Genomic DNA, 20,692 nt, shown 5'->3' with positions numbered 1-20,692 from the left:
TTCAGGGCACTCCCTGGCTGAGATAACGCCGGCCATCATAACCCGCCCCCGCGGCGTTGATCAGGCGGAAGTAGTCGCGTTCAACGCCGTCGAGCACCACCCGCGCCTGGGCCATGTACCAGCGACTGCGAATCACGATCCGGATCTGTTCGTCGGGCCGGATCACGCCCGCCACGAGCGGGTGTTCGCGAAACCGCACCGGGTCGGAGAACGGGCCGTCGGCGATCACCCGGCCGGCCTCTTCCACGCCCAGCTCCTCGATCACCGCCGCCAGCACTTCGGGCCGCGCCGTGTTGACGTTGACGCGCAGCTCGGATTCGGGCAAGGCCGCTACCAGCGGCTCGAGCTGTCGCCAGGCCGCCTCGTCCACGCTTCGGAGCCAGCGCAGCTCACTGGTATTGGCCAGGGGCACGCCGGCCGTGCGATAGGGCGGATCAAGGCGGCCGTAGTAATCGCTGGCGGCGCTGCCCGGCCGCGGCATGACCGCGCCGTCGAGCCAGTCGGCGAGTTCGTCGGCGATCACCGGCCGCAGACCGAGCAGCTCGAGCAGGCGGGCGAATGCGGCCCGTGCCTCGGTCGCCACGGCCCGGTCGGGATGGCCCAGGGCATTGAGGTTGAAGCGCCCGCCCTGGTCGACCACGCGACCCTGGACCATGCCGCCGGGCACCTCGAAAGGCACCGTCCAACTGTTGTCGAGAACGCCGGGATCAGCCCCCTCGGCGACGGCCTGACGCAACTTGTTCCCGGCCAGAAGTTCCATGCCGCGGGCGTACTGCCAGGCGCGTTCCGAGGCCAGCAGGGCCTCACCGCGGGCCAGCGAGCGCTGGCCGCGTTCGAGCATGGCCGTGGCGATTACCGCCGCCAGCGCAGCCGTTACCAGTGCGATCAAAAGCGCACTGCCGCGCTGTCGGCCTGGCTGTCGACGCCCCCCCCTCATTGCAACACCACCACGCGCCGGATGCGTCCGAACCGCCGGCTTTCCAGGACCGTCTCGATGGCCGTCGGCAAGCGGGCACTGGCCGCCTCTTCCAGCGGCCAGCCGGAATGCCAACTGCCCGTGCCGTCGCGAAAGCGGAATCGAAGGGCGGTGACATCGGCCAGCACGGTCTCGGTCACCGACCGGCTGCCGGGCGCGCGGTCGGTCACCGGCCAGTGGATGCGCTGCAGGTCGCTGCCGGACAGTCGCCAGCCGAAGCGCTGCAGCGTCGATCGGTCCAGCCCGGCCGGATTGGCCCAGCCTGCGCGTGTGCCGGCGAGTACGCGCTCGTCACCGACCAGTGCGGGCTCCAGACGGCCACCCGGGGCCAGGGCCGGGCGGGCAGCCAGCTGACGCAGATCGTTGTCGAGCCGGGCCACGGCGACCTGCACCGCGGCAAATTCATCGCTGCGATCGCGATGCGTTTCGGCCGCCCGGGCCAGGGCATCGAGGGCGACATAGGCGCTGGCCGCCAGGATGCCGAAGACGACCACGGCGACCAGCACCTCGACCAGGGTATAGCCACCGGCCCCTCGCATTCGGCCCGTCATGGCGCGATGAAACCGGTATGTAGCGTCACCGGCTCTGAACGCGCTTGGTCTGAATGCACGGCCACATCGACACGCAACAGTTCCTCACCCGGTGCCGGCTGGATCAGCATGTCCCAGTACCAGGTCCGGCCGCCCATTTCGCTTGTGCCCTGGCGGCGCCCGGTCGCCACCCCGCTTTCCAGCCGCAGTTCGGCCAGCGCATTGTCGGCAACCCACAGCGCCAGGCTGCGCTCTTCCATTTCGGCCTGGCCGTCGAGCACCTGGCTGCCGGCACGCCCCAGCGCGGCCACCGCCACGGCCACCACCACCAGGGCGACCAGCACTTCCAGCAGCGTGAAACCGCGGCGCGACTTCACCGCCCACGCTCCAGCGCCAGGCGTCCGCTCGCTTCACCGATCAGCGCCAGTGACTGCCCCTGCAGGCGAAAATCGAGGGAGAAGGGGCTCAGCTCGCCGAGTGGATGGCAGACGATCTGGGGCGCTTGCGGCGAGTCGCCCAGGGGCACGCGATGGCCATCGAGCACCAGCTCGAGCTGCGGCTCGCCGATCCAGCTTCGCGGCCGGTCCAGGCCCTCGTCAGGCAGCGGTACCCAGCCCTCGCCGGACGACTGCCAGAAGTCGTAGCCGGCTTCATCGAGGCGAATGCCGCGCGGGCGCGACTGGAACATCGACTGTTCGCACTGGTGCTCGATCAGCGCAGCCAGACGCTGCACCTGGGTATCGGGATCGGACGGCGCACGCCAGTTGCCCAGGCGCAGCACGACCAGGGCGGCAACGATGGCGGCAATCGCCACCACCACCAACACCTCGATCAACGTGAAGCCGGTGGATACCTCAGTCTTGCCAGTTGCCGATCTCAGCATTTATGCCCTCGCCGCCGGAGGTGCCGTTGGCCCCGAACGACCACACGTCGATCTCGCCGTGCACGCCGGGGTTGAGATACTGGTAGTCGTTGCCCCAGGGGTCTTTCATCAGGCGCTCGATATAGCCGCCCTGCTTCCAGTTGGGCGCTTCCGGCTGACCGGCGGGCTCGCGCACCAGTGCCTCCAGCCCCTGCTCGGTGGACGGGTAGGTATAGTTGTCGAGCTTGTACATGTTGAGTGCCGTCACCAGGGCCTGGATGTCCTGCTTGGCCTTGGTCACTCGTGCCCGGTCGGGTTCGTCCATGACGCGCGGCACCACGACCGCGGCCAGAATGCCGATAATGACGACCACAACCAGAATCTCGATCAGTGAAAAACCACCGTGAGCGCGCTTGTTCATTCGATTAACCGTTCCATGTCGATGCGTTATAGCCCGTCGCGGCTCATGATACGCGCAATCGATCCGGCAGCAAGCAACGGGCGGCCCTGATGCGCACGGTTCGCGCCTGGACCCAACAAGCGCTGGCGGTCGGCCGGTCGATCGAACTCGAAGCCGGTCCGGCCCGGCACCTGGTGCGCGTGTTACGCCTGAAGGCCGGCTACGGCGTCGTGCTGTTCAACGGCGACGGCAAGGAGTATCCCGCAACGATCGAGGAAACCGGCCCGGGCGATCGCTGCCGACTCCAGGTCGAACAGGCGCGGGAGGCGGACACCGAATCGCCACTGTCGATCACCCTGGTGCAGGCCATCGCCCGGGGCGACCGCATGGACTGGTGCATCCAGAAGGCCTGCGAACTGGGCGTGACCGCGATCCAGCCGGTCTTCACCGAACGCACCGAAGTGCGCCTGGACGAAAAGCGCGCCGACAAGCGGCTGCGCCATTGGCAACAGGTGGCCGTGGCCGCCTGCGAACAGTGCGGCCGGGTGCGCGTGCCGGAGATCAAGACGCCGCTGTCCCTGACCGATCTATCCGTCTCCGAGGGCCTGTCACTGTTTCTGGATCCGCAGGCCGAACGAAGATTGTCACAACTGAAACATCCCTCGGCGACACCCGTGCGGATCGTGATCGGCCCCGAAGGCGGGCTGAGCGAGGCCGAGACACGGTGGCTGGCAAGACAGGGCTTTATCGCCCTGCGCCTGGGCCCGCGGATCCTGCGCAGCGAAACCGCCGGCCCGGCCGTAATCGCCGCGCTCCAGGCCCGCTTCGGAGACTGGCAATGAATGTGACCGGCGACAACGGCGACTGGCTGCAGGTGCGCGTGAGCGTGGACGAAGCCCGGGTCGACGAGGCCGAAACCGCGCTGCTGGAAGCAGGCGCCCACGCCGTGACCCTGCTCGATGCCGCCGATGTGCCGGTGCACGAACCCCTGCCCGGCAGCACACCGATCTGGCCGCAGACCATCGTCGAAGGGCTGTTCGAGGCCGATGCCGATCGATCGACTGTTGCCGGCGTACTGGCCGACGCCGGCCTGGACCAAACGGCGGCCAGCCTGCAATTCGTCGAACTGGCCGGGCGCGACTGGGAGCGCGCCTGGATGGATCAATTCAAGCCGATGCGTTTCGGCCGCAACCTCTGGATCTGCCCCTCGCATCTCGAGCCCGACCCGGACTGGCCGCTGGTGATCCGGCTCGATCCCGGACTGGCCTTCGGCTCGGGCACCCATCCGACCACCGCGCTGTGCCTGGAATGGATCGACTCGCTCGAACTGGATGGCCGCGACGCGCTCGATTTCGGCTGCGGCTCCGGCGTGCTGGCGATTGCCTGTGCGCTCAAGGGCGCCACTCGCCTGGTCGCCGTCGATCACGATGCCCAGGCCCTGCTCGCCACCGAGGACAACGCCGTGCGTAACCGGCTCGACGGCCGAATCGAGACCCTGCTGCCCGAGGCCTTCCAGCAGCAGGATGCGAATCAGCGCCGTTTCGACCTGGTGCTGGCCAATATCCTGGCCGCGCCCCTGGTCGAACTGGCGCCGCAGCTGATCCAATGCCTGCGTCCGGGCGCCGAACTGGTGCTCTCCGGCATCCTGCCCGAACAGGCCGAGGGCGTCATCGCCGCCTACCAGCGCCTCGGCCAACCGCTGGACATGAGCGAACAAGACGGCTGGGTGCGGCTGGTTTTCCGATGCGAAGCCTCGGCAACATGATGGGCGTGCTGCGTTGGCTTCACTGCCAGATCACCGACCTGTTCACGGCCTTCGTGCTGCCACTGTTCGGCGCGCTGCTGCCGGCTCGCCTGACCAAGTCGCTGTTCTGGCGACTGGCGGCCTGGCCGGGGCTGTTTCCCGGACGCTACCCGTCGGCCCGCCGCAGTGCCCGGCATTTTTACGGCCGGGCCGGCGAACTGCCCCAGACCTGGGCCTGGACCACGCTGATGGAAGCCGCCGAGACCTGGCGACTGAAACTGGGCCTGTCGCCGCGGCTCGACGTCGAGGGCAACTGGCCGGACCGTCCCGGCTTCGTGGCGGCCAGCCTGCACTACGGCATCGGCACGGGCGTGCTCTGGCACCTGCGCGAGGCCGGTTTGTCGCCGCGTTTCGTCTTCCGGCCAGTGGCGCGCGGCGACCTGCCGGGCCGGCCGATCCTGCTGGCCTGGTATCGACTGCGCACACGCCTGATCGAGCGCCTGTGCCCGGCCGGGGCCATCACCACCGGCGGTGCCCGGCAAGAGATTGCCCGCACCCTCGAGCAGGGCGACGCCACGCCGGTGATCCTGTTCGACGCCCCTGATCTCGAGGGACGCTGGCAGCTCGAAATCGGGCGGGCACAGCTGGGGCTGCGCGCGGGCGGGACCCGACTGATCGAGCAGTCCGGCGCGCGAACCATATTCTTCCACGTGCGGGTCGATCGACAAAGCGGACGCAGCCGCCTGGCCATCGAAGCCCTGCCCGGCAACGACGGACTCGGTACGCAATTGGCCGCGCGCATGCAGGCCGTCATCGAGGCTGATCCCGGCCAGTGGCTGCTGTGGCACGGCATCGAAGGGCTCTACCCGCCGCGCGCTGCCGAAGCGGATCAGCCGCCGGCACCGCCCGGAGGTGATAGCATGCCGCGTCATTCCGACCCGCTGGACTGACACAGGGCCAGGGCCATGTCTGAGCACCCGTATTCCGAACCGGTTCGCAGCGCTCTGGCCGAAGAATGCCTGGCGGCGACCCTGCTTGCCCACTGCCGCTGGATGGACGAGGCGACCGCGCCGACGGCCATCGATACCGACATCCATCCCGACTGCCAGATGCTCGGGCATTCGCTGCGCGCCCACGGCGATGTCAACCGGGCCGTCAGCCAGTACTTCAGCGTGGCCATGCAGCAATACCAGGTGGTGCGCCAGCTGATCGAACGCCTGTTCGATGCGCCGACAGAGATCGACTTCCTGGACTTCGCCTGTGGCTTCGGCCGCCTGCTGCGCTTTCTGGTCCACAGCCTGCCGCGTGAGCACCTGTACGCTTCCGAGATTCAGGCCGACGCCCTGGCCTGGGTGGGCGAGCGCTACGGCGTCCACACCCTGCCTTCCGGACCTGACCCGGCCGACTTCGCGCCCGGCCGGCACTTCGACATGATCTGGGTCGCCTCGCTGTTCTCGCACCTGCCCGACGCGCTGTTCCGAAGCTGGCTCGAGCGCCTGGCCAAATCGCTCTCGCCCGGCGGCGTGCTGTGTTTCAGCGTGCACGACGAAGCGCTGCTGCCGCCCGATATGGCAGTCGGCGACAACGGGATGCTCTACATCGCCGGCAGCGAGAACGACGGGCTCGACCCGGCCATCTACGGCACCACCTTCGTGACGGCCGACTACGTAAAGTCGGTCATTACCGAGACAATCGGTGAGCACGCACGGGTGCGTCGCCTGCGCCGCCTGCTCGCCCACGAACAGGACGTCTACGTCGTCACCGGAGTTCACGGACCGGACCTGTCGCCGCTGGCGGAATTCAGGTGCGGCACCCGCGGCTGGCTCGACGAGCTCGAAGTCGATCAGGCCGCCGGCACGCTCTGGCTCAAGGGCTGGGCCGGTTCGCTTGACGAGATCGGCCTGGCCCACGTCGAAGTCCGCCTCAACGACCGGGTTATCCAACAGGAGGCAAGCGAGCCGACGCCGCGCGTGGCCGAGGTGCTTGGCCGGCCCGAACTGGCCCGCAGCGGCTTTTCCCTCAGCCTGCCCTTGCCTCCCGGGACCGATCCCTGGCTGGCGCTGTCGGCCGTGGCCGAGGACGGCGAACGCGCGCTGATTTATGCCGGGCGCATCAGCACGGCATGACCTTCGATTCGCTTACCTTCGCGCTGTTTATCGTCGCCCTTTGGGGCCTCGTGGCCTTGAGCCGCGGCTGGCGTATTCGCAAGTTCGAACTGCTGGCGGCCAGCTACCTCTTCTACGCCGCCTGGAATCCGGTCTTCATCTGGCTGCTGGTGGTCTCGACCGTGGTCGACTGGCACGCCGCCAAACGCCTGCATGCCAGCACCCATCAGGGCCGGCGCCGGGCCTGGCTGCTGCTGTCGATCATGGTCAACCTCGGGTTGCTGGGCTGGTTCAAGTACGCCGATTTCCTGATTGCCAACTACAACGAGCTGCTCGACTGGCTGGGATTGGGTCTGCAGTTTCAGGCGCCCCTGCTCGACCTGGTGCTGCCGATCGGTATTTCCTTCTACACCTTTCAGACCCTGAGCTACACCTTCGACGTTTATCGCCGGCGCATCACGCCGGGCGAGGACTTTGCAGACTACGCGCTCTACGTCAGCTTCTTCCCGCAACTGGTGGCCGGGCCGATCGTGCGCTACGAGCAGTTCGCGCCGCAGTTGGCCGCGGCGCGGCCGATGACAGCGGCCAATCTCGAGATCGGAACGGCCCTGATGGTCGGCGGGCTGTTCCTCAAGACCGTGCTCGCCGACAGCCTGTTCGCACCGGTGGTCGACACCGGCTTTGCCACCGCCGGCACCACCGGCACGCTGGCCGCCTGGGCGGCGATTTTTTCCTTCAGCGGTCAGATCTACTGCGATTTCGCCGGCTACTCGCTGTGTGCCATCGGCGCGGCGCGGGTGTTCGGCTTCGTACTGCCCAAGAACTTCCATGCACCCTATGCTGCCGTCGGCTTTTCCGATTTCTGGCGGCGCTGGCACATTTCGCTGTCGACCTGGATTCGCGACTACCTCTATTTCGGCCTGGGGGGTAACCGCCACGGCCGCGCGCGCACGCTCGGCAACCTGGTCATCACCATGGGCCTGGGCGGGCTGTGGCACGGCGCGGCCTGGACCTTCGTGCTGTGGGGCCTGGCTCACGGCCTGTGGCTGGTGATCGAGCATGCGCTGCGACCGCTGGGTCAGAAAGCCGCCTGGCTGGGCGCGCGCTTCATGCAGCCGATCTGGATCGCCATCACCTTCCTGGTCGTCACACTCACCTGGGTGCCATTCCGGGCCGAGAACCTGAACCAGGCCGGCCGCTTTCTGGCCGACCTGTTCTCCGCCGGCGATGCAGGCCTGAGCGTCGCCGGCTGGCTGGCGCTGGGCAGCATGACCGTGCTGCTGGCCTGGCACGCGCTGATCCGCCGGCGCGAGATCGAGCAGGACTACGTCAGGCTGACCTGGCCGCTGCGCGGCGTTTTCGTCGGAGCGCTGCTGGCCGCCGTACTGCTCAGCCCCGGCGAAAACCGGGCCTTCATCTACTTCCAGTTCTGACCATGCCTTCGCCGCGCCGACCCATCGCCGTCATCGTCCTGGCCCTGCTGGTGGCCGCGGGCACGATTGCCGCCTGGGAAGGACTCTGGCGCGCAAGGGGCTACGAACCGTCGCTCTACGACGACCCCGACCTGTGGGCGGCCCATCGCGATCGCGTCAGCCACGTCGACCAGACCCGCAATTTTGCCGTCGCTGGCGCCTCGCGCATTCAGCTGGCTTTCTCGACCGGGGCTTTCGAGCGGGCCATGCCCGGCTGGGAGGCGACCTCACTGGCCATCAACGGCCACTACCCGGTTGCGGTGCTTGAGGACCTGGCCGCTGACGAGCACTTTGCAGGTGTGCTGCTGGTGGCGGTCGACGCGCGCGGACTGGCGCACTGGTTCCGTGACATGAGCGCGCCCTGGGTGCGGCACTACGAGCGTGACTTCGGTCCGCAGCGCCGCGTGGAACGAGAACTGCTGAGCGCCCTGCAGCGGCGGCTGGTGAGCGCCGGCAGCGAGTTCAACCTGATGCAACGCCTGGTCGGCTGGTTCGCCGGCCAGCCGCCACCGCGTCACTACACACGCTTGCTGGATGACCGCACGATCGCCGCGGATTACGAACAGGCCGACGTACCGGGCCTGCGGCGGCACTTCGTCGCTTCGCTGGCGGAGGATTATCGACAACACCCGCCACCCGATGCCGAGCGCTGGCTTGAGGATCTCGAACCCGTACGGCAGGCTGTGCAGGCCATTCAGTCGCGCGGCGGGCGGGTTGTCTTCCTGCGCATGCCCACGGCCGACGAACACTGGGCGCTCGATCGGGAAAACTATCCGCGCAAGCGCTACTGGGATCGATTGGGCGCAGCGACCGGCGCGATCACCATCCACTTCGATGATCACCCGACATTGACCGCACTGGAGCTGCCGGACACCTCCCACATCGACCAGGGCGACCGCGCGCGCTTTACCCGGGCGCTCGTCAAGATCCTGCGCGAGCAGGGCGCACTTCCCTGAACACGTACCATCTCCAGTGCCTATGCGGGAGCTCGCGGTCAGCCAGGCCGTGCTGCAATGATAGGTGCGCGGTCCCGGCTCATTGGCCGGGACGACGGAGTTAGTTGGTCTTACCGAACGCCTCGATCGCCTTCATGATCTCCGCACGCGCCTCATCCGGCCCGTGCCAGCCCAGCACCTCGACCCACTTGCCCATTTCCAGATCCTTGTAGTGGCTGAAGAAGTGGCGGATGTTGCGGCGAGAGAAGGTGGCCAGGTCGTCGATCGACTGAATGTCCTCGTGCAACGGCGAAACCTTCTCGATCGGCAAAGCGGCGATCTTGACGTCGCGACCGGCCTCGTCGGACATCTCGAGAAAGCCGATCGGCCGGCAGCGGATGATCGAGCCCGGCATCAGCGGCACGCGAATGAGCACCATTACATCAAGCGGATCGCCATCCTCGGCCAGGGTATTGGGCACGAAACCGTAATTGCAGGGGTAGCGCATGGCCGTGGCCAGCAAGCGGTTGACGTGGATGGCTCCGGTGGCCTTGTCGACCTCGTACTTGACCGGCGGGCCGTCGAGGGGAATTTCGATGACGGCGTTGAAGTCGTCGGGCGGATTGACGCCCGGGGCAATGTCGTTGACGTTCATGCTGCGCCCCGCAGATCGAAGAGTCTGCGGGAATTATAGTGCCCGGGCCGGGATCAGCGAGTCAGACGGCGACGACGGACCATGGAACGACGCACTCGTCCGGCGGGGTCCGTGCGCCGACCTTCGCCTTTGGCGCCATCTTCGGATGAGGCTGAGCGATCGGCCTCCGCCTCGTCGGGCTCCGACGCCGCCTTCGGCTCAGGTTCCGGTTCCGGTTCCGGTTCCGGTTCCGGTTCGGGTTCGGGTTCGGGTTCGGGTTCGGGCTCGGGCTCGGGCTCTGGTTCCGGTTCTGGTTCCGGTTCTGGTTCTGGTTCTGGTTCTGGTTCCGGCTCGGGTTCCGGTTCTGGCTCCGGCTCGGGCTCGGGCTCGGGCTCCGGCGGCGCATGCAATAGCGAGCGGCCCGCGACTTCGAAATCGACCACGCCCGATACTCCCCGGACCTTCTCCAGCGCCTCCATCAGTGCTGTGGGGTCTTCAATCTCCGTTTCGCTTTCCGCCATCAACAACAGCTCTTGTCCCTCGTCGCCATCGACGAAACGATGGGACTGAAACTGCAGCCCGGCACGCGCCACCGCCGATATAGCGGCGGCAAGCATGCCCGACTTGCGGGTCAGCGAAAGCGTTACGACAACTTCGGTCATATCGGACGGGCCCCTCTGTTTGGCTAGTCGGCGACTGGCTGCTGGCAACCCCGGCTAGTCCCCGCATTTTTCAATGCGAAAGCCGGAAAAGGCCGCAGAGTATAGCAAGAAACGGCTTTTTTACTTACAATTACCCGGTTTTGCGGACTCGAGCACTTTAATCGGGTCCCGGTCACTGCCGATTTTTTCGCCATAACCTGCCTGTTTTTTTCGGGAGACAAGATGAACCAACTGATGATCCCCCCGGTGCTCGGGGTCGTGGGCCTTATCGTGGCCTTCATTCTCTATCGCGTGGTCATGAGCTACCCCGCCATGGAAGGCAAGCCCAGTCAGATCGCCGTGCTGATCCAGCAAGGCGCCTCGGCCTTCATGCGCCGCGAGCTGATCCTGATCGGCCTGTCGGTTGCCGTGATCTTCGTGGCCCTTTCGGTATCGGGTCTCGGAATCCAGACCGCGGTGTCCTTCCTGGTGGGCGCTATTTGCTCGGCCCTGGCCGGCTTTTTCGGCATGTTTGCCGCCACCCGTGCCAATGTGCGCACCACCACCGCCGCCCATGAGCACGGCGCCGCCAAGGCGCTCAGTGTGGCCTTCTACGGCGGCTCGGTCATGGGCATGCTGGTTGCCTCGCTGGGCCTGCTCGGCCTGGGCGCCCTCTACCTCGTCTTCGGCGCCGATCCCGAAACTGCCCATCGCATTCACGGCTTCGGCATGGGTGCCAGCGTTGTCGCCCTGTTCTATCGCGTCGGCGGCGGTATTTTCACCAAGTCGGCCGACGTCGGCGCCGACCTGGTCGGCAAGGTCGAGGCAGGCATTCCCGAAGATGACCCCCGCAACCCGGGCGTGATCGCCGACAACGTCGGTGACAACGTGGGTGACGTGGCCGGCATGGGCTCGGACATCTTTGAATCCTACTGCGGCTCGATGATCGCCACCGTGGCACTGGCAACCGTGATGGTGCAGCAGGCCGGCGGCGGCTACGTCGACGGCCTGGGCGAGGGCTCGGCCATCATGGGCCTGCCCCTGCTGCTGGCATCACTTGGCCTGGTCTGCTCGATCGGCGCCATCCTGCTGGTCCGCGCCTCCTCGGGCAAGAGCCCGGAAGTGGCGCTGCGCACCGGCACCATCTCGGCGGCTGTCGGCTTCATCGTACTGGCCTTCTTCCTGATTCGGTACCTTGGCATCGAAACCGGCGTCTGGTTCGCCGCCCTGATCGGGGCTGCCGGGGGCATCGTCATCGGCCTGTCAACCGAATACTTCACCGCCGGCAAGCCGGTGCGTGAAATTGCCCGCGCAGGCGAAACCGGCGCAGCCACGGTCATCATCGCCGGGTTGTCGACCGGCATGCGTTCGGTGGTCATTCCGGTGCTGTCGATCTGCGTGATGATTTTCGTTGCCAACCAGAGCGCCGATCTTTACGGTGTGGGTATTGCTGCCGTGGCCATGCTGGCCACCGTCGGCATGACCATGGCGATCGACGCCTACGGTCCCATCGCCGACAATGCCGGTGGCATCGCCGAAATGGCCGGCCTGGGTGAAGATACGCGCAAGATCACCGACTCGCTCGACGAGCTCGGCAACACCACGGCCGCCATCGGCAAGGGCTTCGCCATCGGAGCTGCCGCCATGGCCGCGCTGACCATCATCACGGCCTACATCGCCGAGGTCAGCCACCGCCTGCCGGGTTTCTCCCTGGAGATTTCCGATCCGAACGTGCTCATTGGCATGTTCATCGGCGGTATCTTTCCCTTCCTGGTCGCGGCCATCACCATGACCGCCGTGGGCGACGCCGCCTTTGAAATGATCCAGGAAATCCGCCGCCAGTTCCGCGAGATTCCGGGCCTGCTCGAAGGCAAGGCCGAACCGGACGCCCCGCGCTGCGTCGACATCGCCACCACCTCGGCCATCAAGCGCATGTTGCTGCCGGCTGCCCTGGCGGTGCTGGGTCCGGTCGTGATCGGATTCGGCCTGGGTGCCGAAGCACTCGGCGGCATGCTCGGCGGTGCGCTGCTCGGCTGCGTACTTTTGGCCCTGACCATGGCCAATGCCGGCGGCGCCTGGGACAACGCCAAGAAATACGTCGAAAAGGGCCACCATGGCGGCAAGGGCTCCGACACCCACAAGGCCAATGTCGTGGGTGACACCGTGGGCGATCCGCTCAAGGACACCTCGGGCCCATCGATGAACATCCTGATCAACGTCATGGCGATTGTCAGCCTGGTGATTGCACCGCTGCTGGCGCGCTGATCAGATCTCGTTCAAGAGAACCCATTGAAGCGCGGCCCCTGGCCGCGCTTTTTTTGTAACCGCAGATTACGCAGATTTACACAGATTAAATTGGGTCGAATTCCATTTTCTGCCCTGTTTCACCCGCCTTGGAATGCGTTCAATCAGGTTGCTGAAAAATCTGCGTCAATCTGCGTAATCTGCGGTTTCAGGCAACAGTGACCCAGTCCGGGAGAGCGTTCCAGACGGCTTTGAGTTCCCGCATGTGCTGGCGATACGCCGGACAGAGTTCAGCGACGCGTTGCCAGAACGCGGGCGAGTGGTTGGGATGCTCGAGGTGAACGAGTTCGTGGATGAGGACGTAGCGGCAGGCTTCGGGGGAGCAGAACAGCAGCCTGGCGTTGAGCGAGAGATTGCCGGTCGACGAACAGCTGCCCCAACGTGAGCGTTGATTACGGAAACTGACCCGGCCGTGGTCCATGCCGTGCATTTCGGCCAACTCATCCACCCAGGGGGTCAGCGCGCGGCGAGCCCGCCGCTTGAGCCAGTCCTGCAGGCGCAGGACGGTCGCCTGATTCGATTCGTTCGCTGGCAGATGCACGGACCGACCGGGTCGTTCGGAATCGCAATGGCGAACTTCTTCTTCCCCTTCGCCGTAGACCACGCACCAGTGTTCTCCCAGTGCTGGAAGCTCGATACGCATCGGGCGTAGGCCGAACATGGCCGGATCGCGCCCCGCCCTCTGCCGGGCCAATCGCTCCCGCACACGGGCAATCCAGCCTTCCTGCGTCGCCACGAAGCGATCAACCTCGCCACGCCGTACACCTCTGGGCGCCGTGACGACCAGCGCACCGTCGCGCTCGACGCGCAGCTTGACGCGTCGGGCCCGGGGATGGTGGCGAAGGCGGTAAGTCATGGCTGGTTGGCTGGTTGGCTGGTTGGCACAACATAGTACTGCGCTACCATACGCCGCCGGGCCGGAAGTGGCGATCGCAGATCACCGCAAGCCTGAACCGGCAAACAAGCGAACGAGCAAACCAGCCAACGAAATGATTAATCTTTCTGGAATCACCCTCCGCCACGGCCCCGAGCCCCTGCTCGAGGACGCTTCGGCCACGATCTATCCCGGTCACAAGGTCGGGCTGGTCGGGGCCAACGGCAGCGGAAAATCCAGCCTGTTCAGCCTGCTCCTGGGCGAGCTGTCGGTCGATCAGGGCGACGCGTCGGTTCCGGATGACTGGACCATTGGGTTCATGGCCCAGGAGATCGCCGATCTCGAGCGGCCAGCCATCGAGTACGTGATGGACGGTGACCAGCGCCTGCGAGATGCCGAAGCCGCGCTGGTCAGCGCCGAGAGCGGCAGCGACGGCCACGCCATTGCCGAGGCGCACGCCCGGCTGGACGATGCCGACAGTTACACGGCCCGCGCACGCGCCGGCTCCCTGCTCAATGGACTGGGCTTTTCGGCCGACGCGCACGAGAATCCGGTCGGCAGTTTCTCGGGGGGCTGGCGCATACGCCTGAGCCTGGCGCGGGCGCTGATGACCCCCTCGGACCTGCTCCTGCTCGACGAGCCAACCAATCACCTCGATATGGAAACCGTGGACTGGCTGGAGGGTTGGCTCAGGCGTTACGACGGCACGTTGGTGGTGATTTCGCACGACCGCGATTTTCTCGACAACGTGATCGAAGAAATCATCCACATCGAACAGCGGCAGCTCAACACCTACCGCGGTGGCTACAGCGACTTCGAGCGTCAGCGCGTCGAACAACTGGCCCAGCAGCAGGCGACCTTCGAGAAGCAGCAGCGCCAGATCGCGCATATGCAGCAGTTTGTCGACCGCTTCCGCGCCAAGGCGACCAAGGCGCGCCAGGCCCAGGCCCGGCTCAAGGCGATCGAACGCATGGAGCAGGTCGCCCCCGCACACGCCGATTCGCCCTTTGACTTCGTCTTTCCTGAACCGCGACGCGCATCCAATCCGCTGGTTCATCTCGAGAACGTACGGCTCGGTTACGGTCAGACGGTTGTGCTCGACGCCATTTCGACCAGCCTGGCGCCGGGTGATCGCATCGGTCTGCTCGGGCTCAACGGTGCCGGGAAATCGACCTTCGTTCGTGCCCTGGCCGGTGAGCTCGAACCCCTGGCCGGCCGCATCACGCTGACCCGCAACCTCAAAATCGGCTACTTCGCCCAGCACCAGCTCGAACAACTCGACCCCGAGGCCAGCCCGGTCACGCATCTGCAACGCATCGCTCCCGACGAGCGCGAGCAGAGCCTGCGCGATTTTCTCGGTGGCTTCGACTTTCGCGGCGATATGGCCACGGACCGGGTGGCACCGTTCTCGGGTGGGGAAAAGGCGCGCCTGGTGCTGGCCCTGCTGGTCTGGCAGGCGCCCAACCTGCTGCTGCTCGACGAACCGACCAACCACCTCGACCTCGAGATGCGTCACGCCCTGACCATGGCCCTGCAGGGCTTCGAAGGGGCCGTGGTGACGGTGTCCCACGACCGCCACCTGCTGCGCAATACGGTCGACGACTACTGGCTGGTGGCCGACGGCGGTGTGCGACCCTTCAAGGGCGATCTCGACGACTACCGCCGCTGGCTGCAGGAGCGCGGGAGCGCCGCTGGGGAGAGCGCCTCACCCGCCGCTTCCGAGGCTGCCAGGCCGCATTCGGCCGATGCCCGCAAGGCCAGGCGCCGCGACCAGGCCGAGCGCCGGGCCCGCATCAAACCGCTGCAGAACCGCGTCGACAAGCTCGACCGCCAGCTCGAACAGTCCAATCGCGCGCTGGCCGATCTCGAAACCGAACTGGCCGACCCGGCGCTATACGAAGACGACCAGTCCGAGCGCCTGCAACAATTGCTCGCCCGCCAGACCGAACTGCGGGAATCGCTGGATGAAATCGAGCAGGCGTGGATGGAGGCCGCCGAAGCGCTCGAAGCAGAACAAGGCTGACCGGCTTGTCGCTCCGGGCCGTTTCATTTATGTTGAACCGTCGTTCCTGAGGGCCCCCGACACGTGACCACGCTGCTTGCAATCGGCGACATGCATCTTGGACGGCCGCCGTCAGCGATCCCGGAGGATCTCGACCGGCGGCGCGACGCGCTCGGCCCGGAAGCGGCCTGGACGCGCTGCGTGGAACTTGCCCTGAACCGTAACGTGGACGCCGTGCTGCTCGCCGGTGACCTGGTCGATCAGGGTCGCGACTTCTTCGTCGGCTACGGCCAACTCAAGGCCGGCATCGAGCAGCTGGTGGCTGCCGACATACCCGTACTGGCCGTCGCCGGCAACCACGACACGCTTATCCTGCCGCGGCTGGCCGACGAAATCGACGGCCTCGAACTGCTCGGCGCCGGCGGCGAATGGCAGACACGCCGCCTCGGCAACCTGGACATTGTCGGCTGGTCGTTTCCGCGCGAGCAGGTCCGCCAGAGCCCACTGTCGAAGCTCCAAATCCAGCGCGGCAAGTACCCGGTCATCGGCTTGCTGCACTGCGATCTCGATCAGGCCGACAGCCCTTACGCTCCGGTCAGCACGAGCGAACTCGAGGCCACACCGGTCAACGCCTGGCTACTCGGCCACATTCATCGCCCCGACCGGCTCGACGGCGATCGGCCGATCGGCTATCTCGGCTCGGTCACCGCCCTGCGCGCTTCAGAAACCGGGCCGCGCGGGCCCTGGCTGTTGCAGGTCGGGAAACAGAAGATCACCGCCGAGCACCAACCCCTCGCACCGATGCGCTATGAAGCCATCGAAATCGACTGCACCGAACTCGACGATGCCGCCGGGCTCGGCGAACGCATTCTGGCCGGCACGCGCGATCGCATCCAGGGCCTGGCCGAGCACGATGAACCGCCGCTGGCGGTCGGCTTTCGCATCACGCTCACGGGACAAAGCGGCCGGGCCAGCGAGATCACGGCGGCCGCCGGCGAACTGGCCGCCGACGGCCGGTCGTGGAACGAGGCCGGCATCGCCTGCTTTATCCAGAAGATCGAGTCGGCGCTGCTGCCGCAGCTGGATCTCAAGCGCCTGGCCCGCCAGTCCGACCCGCGCGGCCTGCTCGCGCGACGGCTGCTGGCGCTCGAGGCGCCCGACAGCGAAGAGTACGATCGCCTGGTCCAGCGCGGCCGTGAAGCCATGAGCCCATTGATCGGTTCGCGCGAATTCCGGGATCTGGACCAGTCACTCGACGACGACACCGTCGCCGCCTGGCTGAAGCGCGCCAGCCGCCTGGCCCTGATTCGCCTGACCGATCAGCACGAGGACGCACGGTGAAGCTCGAGCGCATCGACATTCGCTCGCTGGCCGGGCTCGAAGGCCCGGTCTCGATCCGCTTTGCGCCCGATGCCGTCAATTTCATCACCGGCCCCAATGCCTCGGGCAAGTCCAGCATCGTACGAGCCGTCCGCGCCCTGCTTTACCCGGAACTCACACCGGGGTTCTGCCACATCCGGGCCCACTGGCGACTGGGCGAGCGAACACTGGAATGCGAACGCCATGGCGAACAGGTCACCTGGCTGGAAGGCAGCGAACCGGCACCGCCGCCGCCCCTGCCCGCCGCAGAGAGCATCGGTGCCTACCTGGTCAGCTCCGAGGACCTGGCCCGCCTGGGCGACACCGAGGAACACATCGCCGGCCAGGTCCGGACCCTGCTGGCCGGCGGCTACGACCTCGACGCGGTCCGGGCCGAAGCCCCGCTGGTCCGGCCACCCCGACCACAGAAGCGCTCGCGTGAACTCGCCGACCTGGCCCGCGCGATCGACGAGAAGCAAGCCGAGTACGACAGTCTCAAGGATGAACTTGACCGGCTCGACGCGCTGCAAGCCGAGTTTGCGGCCACCGGCGATGCGGCCACCCGCCTGCGCGCCTGCGAGGACGCACTGGCACTGGCCGACGCAATCGCTGCGCGAACGGCGCTGGAAAACACACTGATCGAGGAGTTTCCCGGCGGCATGGACCGCCTGCGCGGGGACGAACTCACCCGTCTCGACCAGATCGACGAGCAGCTTGCCCAGCGCCGCAAGGACATCGACCTGACCCGCCAGGCGCTGGAACAAGCCGAACAACGACTGACTGCCAGCGGCGGCGTCGACCCGCAACAGCTCGAAGCCGTGCAGGCCGAACTGGCCGACCGGCGCGATGCCCTGGCCGACATCGAGCGCCGTATCGACCAGCATGCCAGTGCCCTGGAACAGGCGCTGGCCGAACGCGAAAGCGCCGCTGCCCGGCTGGGCGGGCAGCACAAGGAAGAACCACCCGGTGCCTTGACGCCCGACGACGTCCAGCACATCGAGCGCCAAGTCGACAAGGTCCTCGACCAGCGCGAGAAACTGCGCGCCATCAGCGCCGAACTGGCGCGCCTGCACGTACCCGGCAGCGCCTCCCCGGACACCGCCCAGTCGCTGCTCCAGGCACGCGACGCGCTGGTCGACTGGCTCGAACACGCACGCCTGAGCGGCCTCGAGGGCGTGCTCTGGGGCGGACTCACCCTGACGGCTGTTTTGGCCGGCTGGCGAATGCTCGGACCGCGCGAGATCGAGCCCTTCGGTGAACTGGTGCTGCTGATCGCCCTGGCAGTCGGCATTCCGGCCGCATTGCTGGTGCGCTTCGTGCTGCGCTATCGCTACCTGGCCGCGGCCCGCTCGCGCTTTCTGGCCAGCGAGGTCGAAGCGCCGCTGAGCTGGGCCGAGAGCGAGGTCGAATCACGGCTCGAGCGACTCGAACAGGAACTGGCCGCGGCCACCAGCCGCGAGGTGCAGCACAATCGCGCCATCGAGTTGCGCGACCGACTCAACCTCGAGCGTGACAACCTGGAGCAGTCGCGCACCCGCCTGGAGGAGGCAGCCGGCAAGCACGGCCTGAGCGCCGAACCGCGCATGGACGCCGGGTTCCTGCTCTGGGCGCGCTACCTGCACGACTGGCAACGCGCTGACGAAGAAGTCCGAAAACAGAAAAAGTCGCTCGAGCAGGCCCGCTCGGCCCACGCCAGTGCCCGCGGCCAGGCCACCAAACTCCTTGAGCGGCATGGATTCGAAGCCCTGGACGACGTCTCCAGCCGCAAGCTCGCCACCGTGCTGCACCAACTGACGCCGCGCATGCGCACCAACGCCGAGCTGCACAACGAAATCCAGGCGCACCGCCACCGGCTCGGCGAACTCGAAGCCGACATCAAGATGCTCGATGAGCGCCACGGACAGGTATTCGAACAGGCCGGTCTGAAACCCGGCGCCCATGACACCCTGGTGCAGCGCATCGAGCAATTCGAGGAGTGGCGCCAGCTCGAGCAACAACGTCGCGATCGCTCACTCGAAGTCGCCCGTCTCGAGCAACGACTGGAAGGCGACGTGGCACTGTTGAAGCAGGCCCGTGAACAAAAACGCGATGCGCTCGAGCAGCAGCGCGAGCAACTGGCCGAACAGGCCGCGCGCCGCGACGAACTCAACCGCCACATCGCCACCATCCATACCCGGCATGAGGACCTCGTCAAGCGGCGCGAACTGCAGGCTTTGACCGGGCGCTACGAGAACTGCCGGCAGCAACTGGAAGAAGACTTCGAGGCCCAGCTATTGGCCATTGCCGGCGAAGTCATGGTCGAGGACGTTCGCAGTGCCCACCAGGCCGACAACGAGCCGGCCACGCTGCGCCGCGCCGGCCAGTGGTTCGAACGCTTCACTCGGCATCGCTACCGTCTGCGCTTCGGCGGCGAGTTCTTCGAGGCCTACGACACGCGCGCCGAGCGGGCGCTGGCGCTGACCAAGCTCTCGACCGCGACCCGGGCACAGCTGCTGCTGGCACTCAGGCTGGCCTGGATCGAGCAGGCCGAGCGCAACCGCGAACCGCTGCCGGTGTTCATGGACGAGGTATTGACCACCTCCGATCCAGACCGCTACCAGCTGGTGGTGCAGTCGGTCCAGGAAATCGTTGCTGGCGGACGACAGATGTTCTACCTCACCGCCCAAAGCGACGAGGCAACCGCCTGGGCTGCCTGGGCCGGCGACGGGCCACAGCCGCATACCGTCGATATGGCCGAGGTCCGGCGCGGCCAGGTGGAGCCCCTCAAGCTGGCCATGCCGGCGGGCGAGAGCCGCCGTCGCGAGGTGCCCGAGCCGGCCGACAAGGACCCGGAAACCTGGGCCCGGGAAGCCGGCATCAGCGCCATCAATCCCTGGCTGGGCACCGGTATGGTCAGCGTCTTCCACCTGCTCCACGACCGGCTCGAACTCGCCGCAAGACTGATGCGGGTCGAACTCGGCCGAGTCGGCGAGCTGAGCGGCTACATCGACAGCGAAGAAGACGATTCGATCATCGACGAAAACGAACGCGACCTGCTCAAACGACGTTGCAATGCTGCAGCCCTGATCCTCGATGACTGGCGAGCCCGTCATCACCGTCCGGTCGACGCCGGAACCCTGAGTGCCTTCGGCCAGATCACCGATACGTTCATGCCGCGGGTACTCGACCTGGTTGACGAGGTCGGCGGGCATCCCGTCCGGCTCATCGAGGGCCTGCATGCCGGCCAGGTCAGCCGCTTCCGCAATGACACCACCGAAGCGCTCGAGCAATGGCTGGTCGACAACCGTTACCTCGCCCTGCATCCCGACCACCCCGCCATCACCGCCGCCGAAATCGCCAGCCGCACTGGCCTGGCAGCAGAAGAAGCCGCCGACCTGCGCGAGTGGGTGGTCAGCGCCATCGATGATCCGCTCTCGAACCACCAGAGCTGACGAATGAGGACCGGGTCAGGCCGGCACCTGTTCTCGCTCCCGCGACTTGTCCTCCCGTGAAATCGTGCGATTTCGCGGGAGGATACCCTGCGATGCTCAAGCCGATCGGGGTCCACCTCAACTCGCTACGGGCCTTCGGCCCTCCGCTCAGACATCGGTGGCCCTTGTTCCGATCGGCTTTGCGCTTCTCGGCGGCGTCGAAGTCGCGAAAACAGGTGCCGGCCTGACCCTCACATGCCGTGACACACGCTCCACCAGATGCAAGGGCGCGCCGAAATCGGCGCTCGCGACTTCGACGCAGCCGAGGATCGCAGGCTCACGCGGATCAAGGACCGCCGATGTTTGAGCGGAGAGCCGAAGGCTCGTAGCGAGTTGAGGCGGGCCCCGCGTGAGGCGAGAACCGCAGGGAACCCGGCTGCTGAA

Annotated in this window: 18 protein-coding genes; 10 read left to right on the top strand and 8 right to left on the bottom strand. The window is 66.6% G+C overall.

The features are described 5' to 3' along the window. Position 1: 1 nt before the first annotated feature. Genes gspK through gspG form a run of 5 tightly spaced genes read right to left on the bottom strand, consistent with a single transcriptional unit; the run spans position 2 to position 2,789 of the window. Positions 2–937, bottom strand: a complete 936-nt coding sequence (gspK, locus tag G4Y73_RS02510; protein WP_276207517.1) for a type II secretion system minor pseudopilin GspK — start codon at positions 935–937, stop codon at positions 2–4. Continuing rightward, a complete protein-coding gene (gene gspJ, locus G4Y73_RS02505; protein ID WP_164229023.1) occupies positions 934–1,515 on the bottom strand; it encodes a type II secretion system minor pseudopilin GspJ in 582 nt (193 codons plus the stop codon). Before gspJ ends, gspK begins: the two co-directional genes overlap by 4 nt. 8 nt (positions 1,516–1,523) lie before the next feature. Further along, positions 1,524–1,883 carry a type II secretion system minor pseudopilin GspI gene (gene gspI / locus G4Y73_RS02500; RefSeq protein WP_164229020.1) on the bottom strand — a complete coding sequence of 120 codons (360 nt, stop codon included), beginning with the start codon at positions 1,881–1,883 and terminating at the stop codon, positions 1,524–1,526. Next, complete coding sequence (locus G4Y73_RS02495; protein ID WP_164229019.1) at positions 1,880–2,389, bottom strand: prepilin-type N-terminal cleavage/methylation domain-containing protein; 510 nt, start codon at positions 2,387–2,389, stop codon at positions 1,880–1,882. Before G4Y73_RS02495 ends, gspI begins: the two co-directional genes overlap by 4 nt. Beyond that, positions 2,361–2,789, bottom strand: a complete 429-nt coding sequence (gspG, locus tag G4Y73_RS02490; protein WP_164229017.1) for a type II secretion system major pseudopilin GspG — start codon at positions 2,787–2,789, stop codon at positions 2,361–2,363. The genes G4Y73_RS02495 and gspG overlap by 29 nt, the downstream gene beginning before the upstream one ends. An 89-nt stretch (positions 2,790–2,878) precedes the next feature. Between gspG and G4Y73_RS02485 the strand changes: the two genes are divergently transcribed. The 6 genes from G4Y73_RS02485 to G4Y73_RS02460 are packed head-to-tail and all read left to right on the top strand — an operon-like array spanning position 2,879 to position 9,045. Continuing rightward, the gene (locus G4Y73_RS02485; protein WP_164229015.1) at positions 2,879–3,610 is read left to right on the top strand and encodes a 16S rRNA (uracil(1498)-N(3))-methyltransferase; all 732 of its coding nucleotides are present in this window, start codon (positions 2,879–2,881) and stop codon (positions 3,608–3,610) included. Then, entirely contained in the window at positions 3,607–4,533 is a 927-nt protein-coding gene (prmA, locus tag G4Y73_RS02480) for a 50S ribosomal protein L11 methyltransferase (RefSeq protein WP_164229013.1), read from the top strand. The genes G4Y73_RS02485 and prmA overlap by 4 nt, the downstream gene beginning before the upstream one ends. Beyond that, entirely contained in the window at positions 4,512–5,462 is a 951-nt protein-coding gene (locus G4Y73_RS02475) for a hypothetical protein (protein ID WP_164229011.1), read from the top strand. Before prmA ends, G4Y73_RS02475 begins: the two co-directional genes overlap by 22 nt. 15 nt (positions 5,463–5,477) lie before the next feature. Then, positions 5,478–6,638: a class I SAM-dependent methyltransferase gene (locus G4Y73_RS02470; protein WP_164229009.1), complete on the top strand. Its 1,161-nt coding sequence runs from the start codon at positions 5,478–5,480 to the stop codon at positions 6,636–6,638. Next, the gene (locus G4Y73_RS02465; RefSeq protein ID WP_164229007.1) at positions 6,635–8,050 is read left to right on the top strand and encodes an MBOAT family protein; all 1,416 of its coding nucleotides are present in this window, start codon (positions 6,635–6,637) and stop codon (positions 8,048–8,050) included. The genes G4Y73_RS02470 and G4Y73_RS02465 overlap by 4 nt, the downstream gene beginning before the upstream one ends. A gap of 2 nt (positions 8,051–8,052) precedes the next feature. Further along, positions 8,053–9,045: a hypothetical protein gene (locus G4Y73_RS02460; RefSeq protein ID WP_164229005.1), complete on the top strand. Its 993-nt coding sequence runs from the start codon at positions 8,053–8,055 to the stop codon at positions 9,043–9,045. Between the two features lie 100 nt (positions 9,046–9,145). Here the strand turns inward: G4Y73_RS02460 and ppa are convergent, their stop codons facing one another. Continuing rightward, positions 9,146–9,679 (bottom strand): inorganic diphosphatase, encoded by a 534-nt coding sequence (gene ppa / locus G4Y73_RS02455; RefSeq protein WP_164229002.1) that lies wholly within the window; start codon positions 9,677–9,679, stop codon positions 9,146–9,148. A 53-nt stretch (positions 9,680–9,732) separates the two neighbouring features. Then, on the bottom strand, positions 9,733–10,320 hold the full coding sequence (locus G4Y73_RS13930) for a hypothetical protein (RefSeq protein WP_205596454.1): 588 nt from the start codon (positions 10,318–10,320) through the stop codon (positions 9,733–9,735). A gap of 222 nt (positions 10,321–10,542) precedes the next feature. Between G4Y73_RS13930 and G4Y73_RS02445 the strand changes: the two genes are divergently transcribed. Continuing rightward, complete coding sequence (locus tag G4Y73_RS02445; protein ID WP_164229000.1) at positions 10,543–12,564, top strand: sodium-translocating pyrophosphatase; 2,022 nt, start codon at positions 10,543–10,545, stop codon at positions 12,562–12,564. Between the two features lie 187 nt (positions 12,565–12,751). Here G4Y73_RS02445 and G4Y73_RS02440 read toward each other — a convergent pair whose 3' ends face one another. After that, the gene (locus tag G4Y73_RS02440) at positions 12,752–13,459 is read right to left on the bottom strand and encodes a SprT family zinc-dependent metalloprotease (protein ID WP_164228998.1); all 708 of its coding nucleotides are present in this window, start codon (positions 13,457–13,459) and stop codon (positions 12,752–12,754) included. Positions 13,460–13,592: 133 nt separating this feature from the next. On the opposite strand from G4Y73_RS02440, the gene G4Y73_RS02435 reads away from it, so the two are divergent. From G4Y73_RS02435 to G4Y73_RS02425, 3 genes are all read left to right on the top strand, one after another. Beyond that, positions 13,593–15,500, top strand: coding sequence for an ATP-binding cassette domain-containing protein (locus G4Y73_RS02435; protein ID WP_164228996.1), 1,908 nt, complete (start codon positions 13,593–13,595; stop codon positions 15,498–15,500). A 63-nt stretch (positions 15,501–15,563) separates the two neighbouring features. Beyond that, positions 15,564–16,820 (top strand): DNA repair exonuclease, encoded by a 1,257-nt coding sequence (locus G4Y73_RS02430; RefSeq protein ID WP_164228994.1) that lies wholly within the window; start codon positions 15,564–15,566, stop codon positions 16,818–16,820. Then, positions 16,817–20,269: a hypothetical protein gene (locus G4Y73_RS02425; RefSeq protein WP_164228992.1), complete on the top strand. Its 3,453-nt coding sequence runs from the start codon at positions 16,817–16,819 to the stop codon at positions 20,267–20,269. Before G4Y73_RS02430 ends, G4Y73_RS02425 begins: the two co-directional genes overlap by 4 nt. Positions 20,270–20,692 lie beyond the last annotated feature (423 nt).

The sequence above is a fragment of the Wenzhouxiangella sp. XN201 genome, assembly GCF_011008905.1.
Classification (GTDB): domain Bacteria; phylum Pseudomonadota; class Gammaproteobacteria; order Xanthomonadales; family Wenzhouxiangellaceae; genus Wenzhouxiangella.
This window is presented reverse-complemented; position numbering and strand designations above follow the sequence as displayed.

Bases quoted from the DNA above. Each gene is read 5' to 3' on its own strand.
- G4Y73_RS02495 (WP_164229019.1), bottom strand. From the start codon at position 2,389: ATGCTGAGATCGGCAACTGGCAAGACTGAGGTATCCACCGGCTTCACG.
- gspG (WP_164229017.1), bottom strand. From the start codon at position 2,789: ATGAACAAGCGCGCTCACGGTGGTTTTTCACTGATCGAGATTCTGGTT.
- G4Y73_RS02470 (WP_164229009.1), top strand. From the start codon at position 5,478: ATGTCTGAGCACCCGTATTCCGAACCGGTTCGCAGCGCTCTGGCCGAA.
- G4Y73_RS02485 (WP_164229015.1), top strand. From the start codon at position 2,879: ATGCGCACGGTTCGCGCCTGGACCCAACAAGCGCTGGCGGTCGGCCGG.
- G4Y73_RS02465 (WP_164229007.1), top strand. From the start codon at position 6,635: ATGACCTTCGATTCGCTTACCTTCGCGCTGTTTATCGTCGCCCTTTGG.
- gspK (WP_276207517.1), bottom strand. From the start codon at position 937: ATGAGGGGGGGGCGTCGACAGCCAGGCCGACAGCGCGGCAGTGCGCTT.
- G4Y73_RS02445 (WP_164229000.1), top strand. From the start codon at position 10,543: ATGAACCAACTGATGATCCCCCCGGTGCTCGGGGTCGTGGGCCTTATC.
- G4Y73_RS13930 (WP_205596454.1), bottom strand. From the start codon at position 10,320: ATGACCGAAGTTGTCGTAACGCTTTCGCTGACCCGCAAGTCGGGCATG.
- G4Y73_RS02460 (WP_164229005.1), top strand. From the start codon at position 8,053: ATGCCTTCGCCGCGCCGACCCATCGCCGTCATCGTCCTGGCCCTGCTG.
- G4Y73_RS02440 (WP_164228998.1), bottom strand. From the start codon at position 13,459: ATGACTTACCGCCTTCGCCACCATCCCCGGGCCCGACGCGTCAAGCTG.
- G4Y73_RS02435 (WP_164228996.1), top strand. From the start codon at position 13,593: ATGATTAATCTTTCTGGAATCACCCTCCGCCACGGCCCCGAGCCCCTG.
- ppa (WP_164229002.1), bottom strand. From the start codon at position 9,679: ATGAACGTCAACGACATTGCCCCGGGCGTCAATCCGCCCGACGACTTC.
- G4Y73_RS02475 (WP_164229011.1), top strand. From the start codon at position 4,512: ATGCGAAGCCTCGGCAACATGATGGGCGTGCTGCGTTGGCTTCACTGC.
- gspJ (WP_164229023.1), bottom strand. From the start codon at position 1,515: ATGCGAGGGGCCGGTGGCTATACCCTGGTCGAGGTGCTGGTCGCCGTG.
- prmA (WP_164229013.1), top strand. From the start codon at position 3,607: ATGAATGTGACCGGCGACAACGGCGACTGGCTGCAGGTGCGCGTGAGC.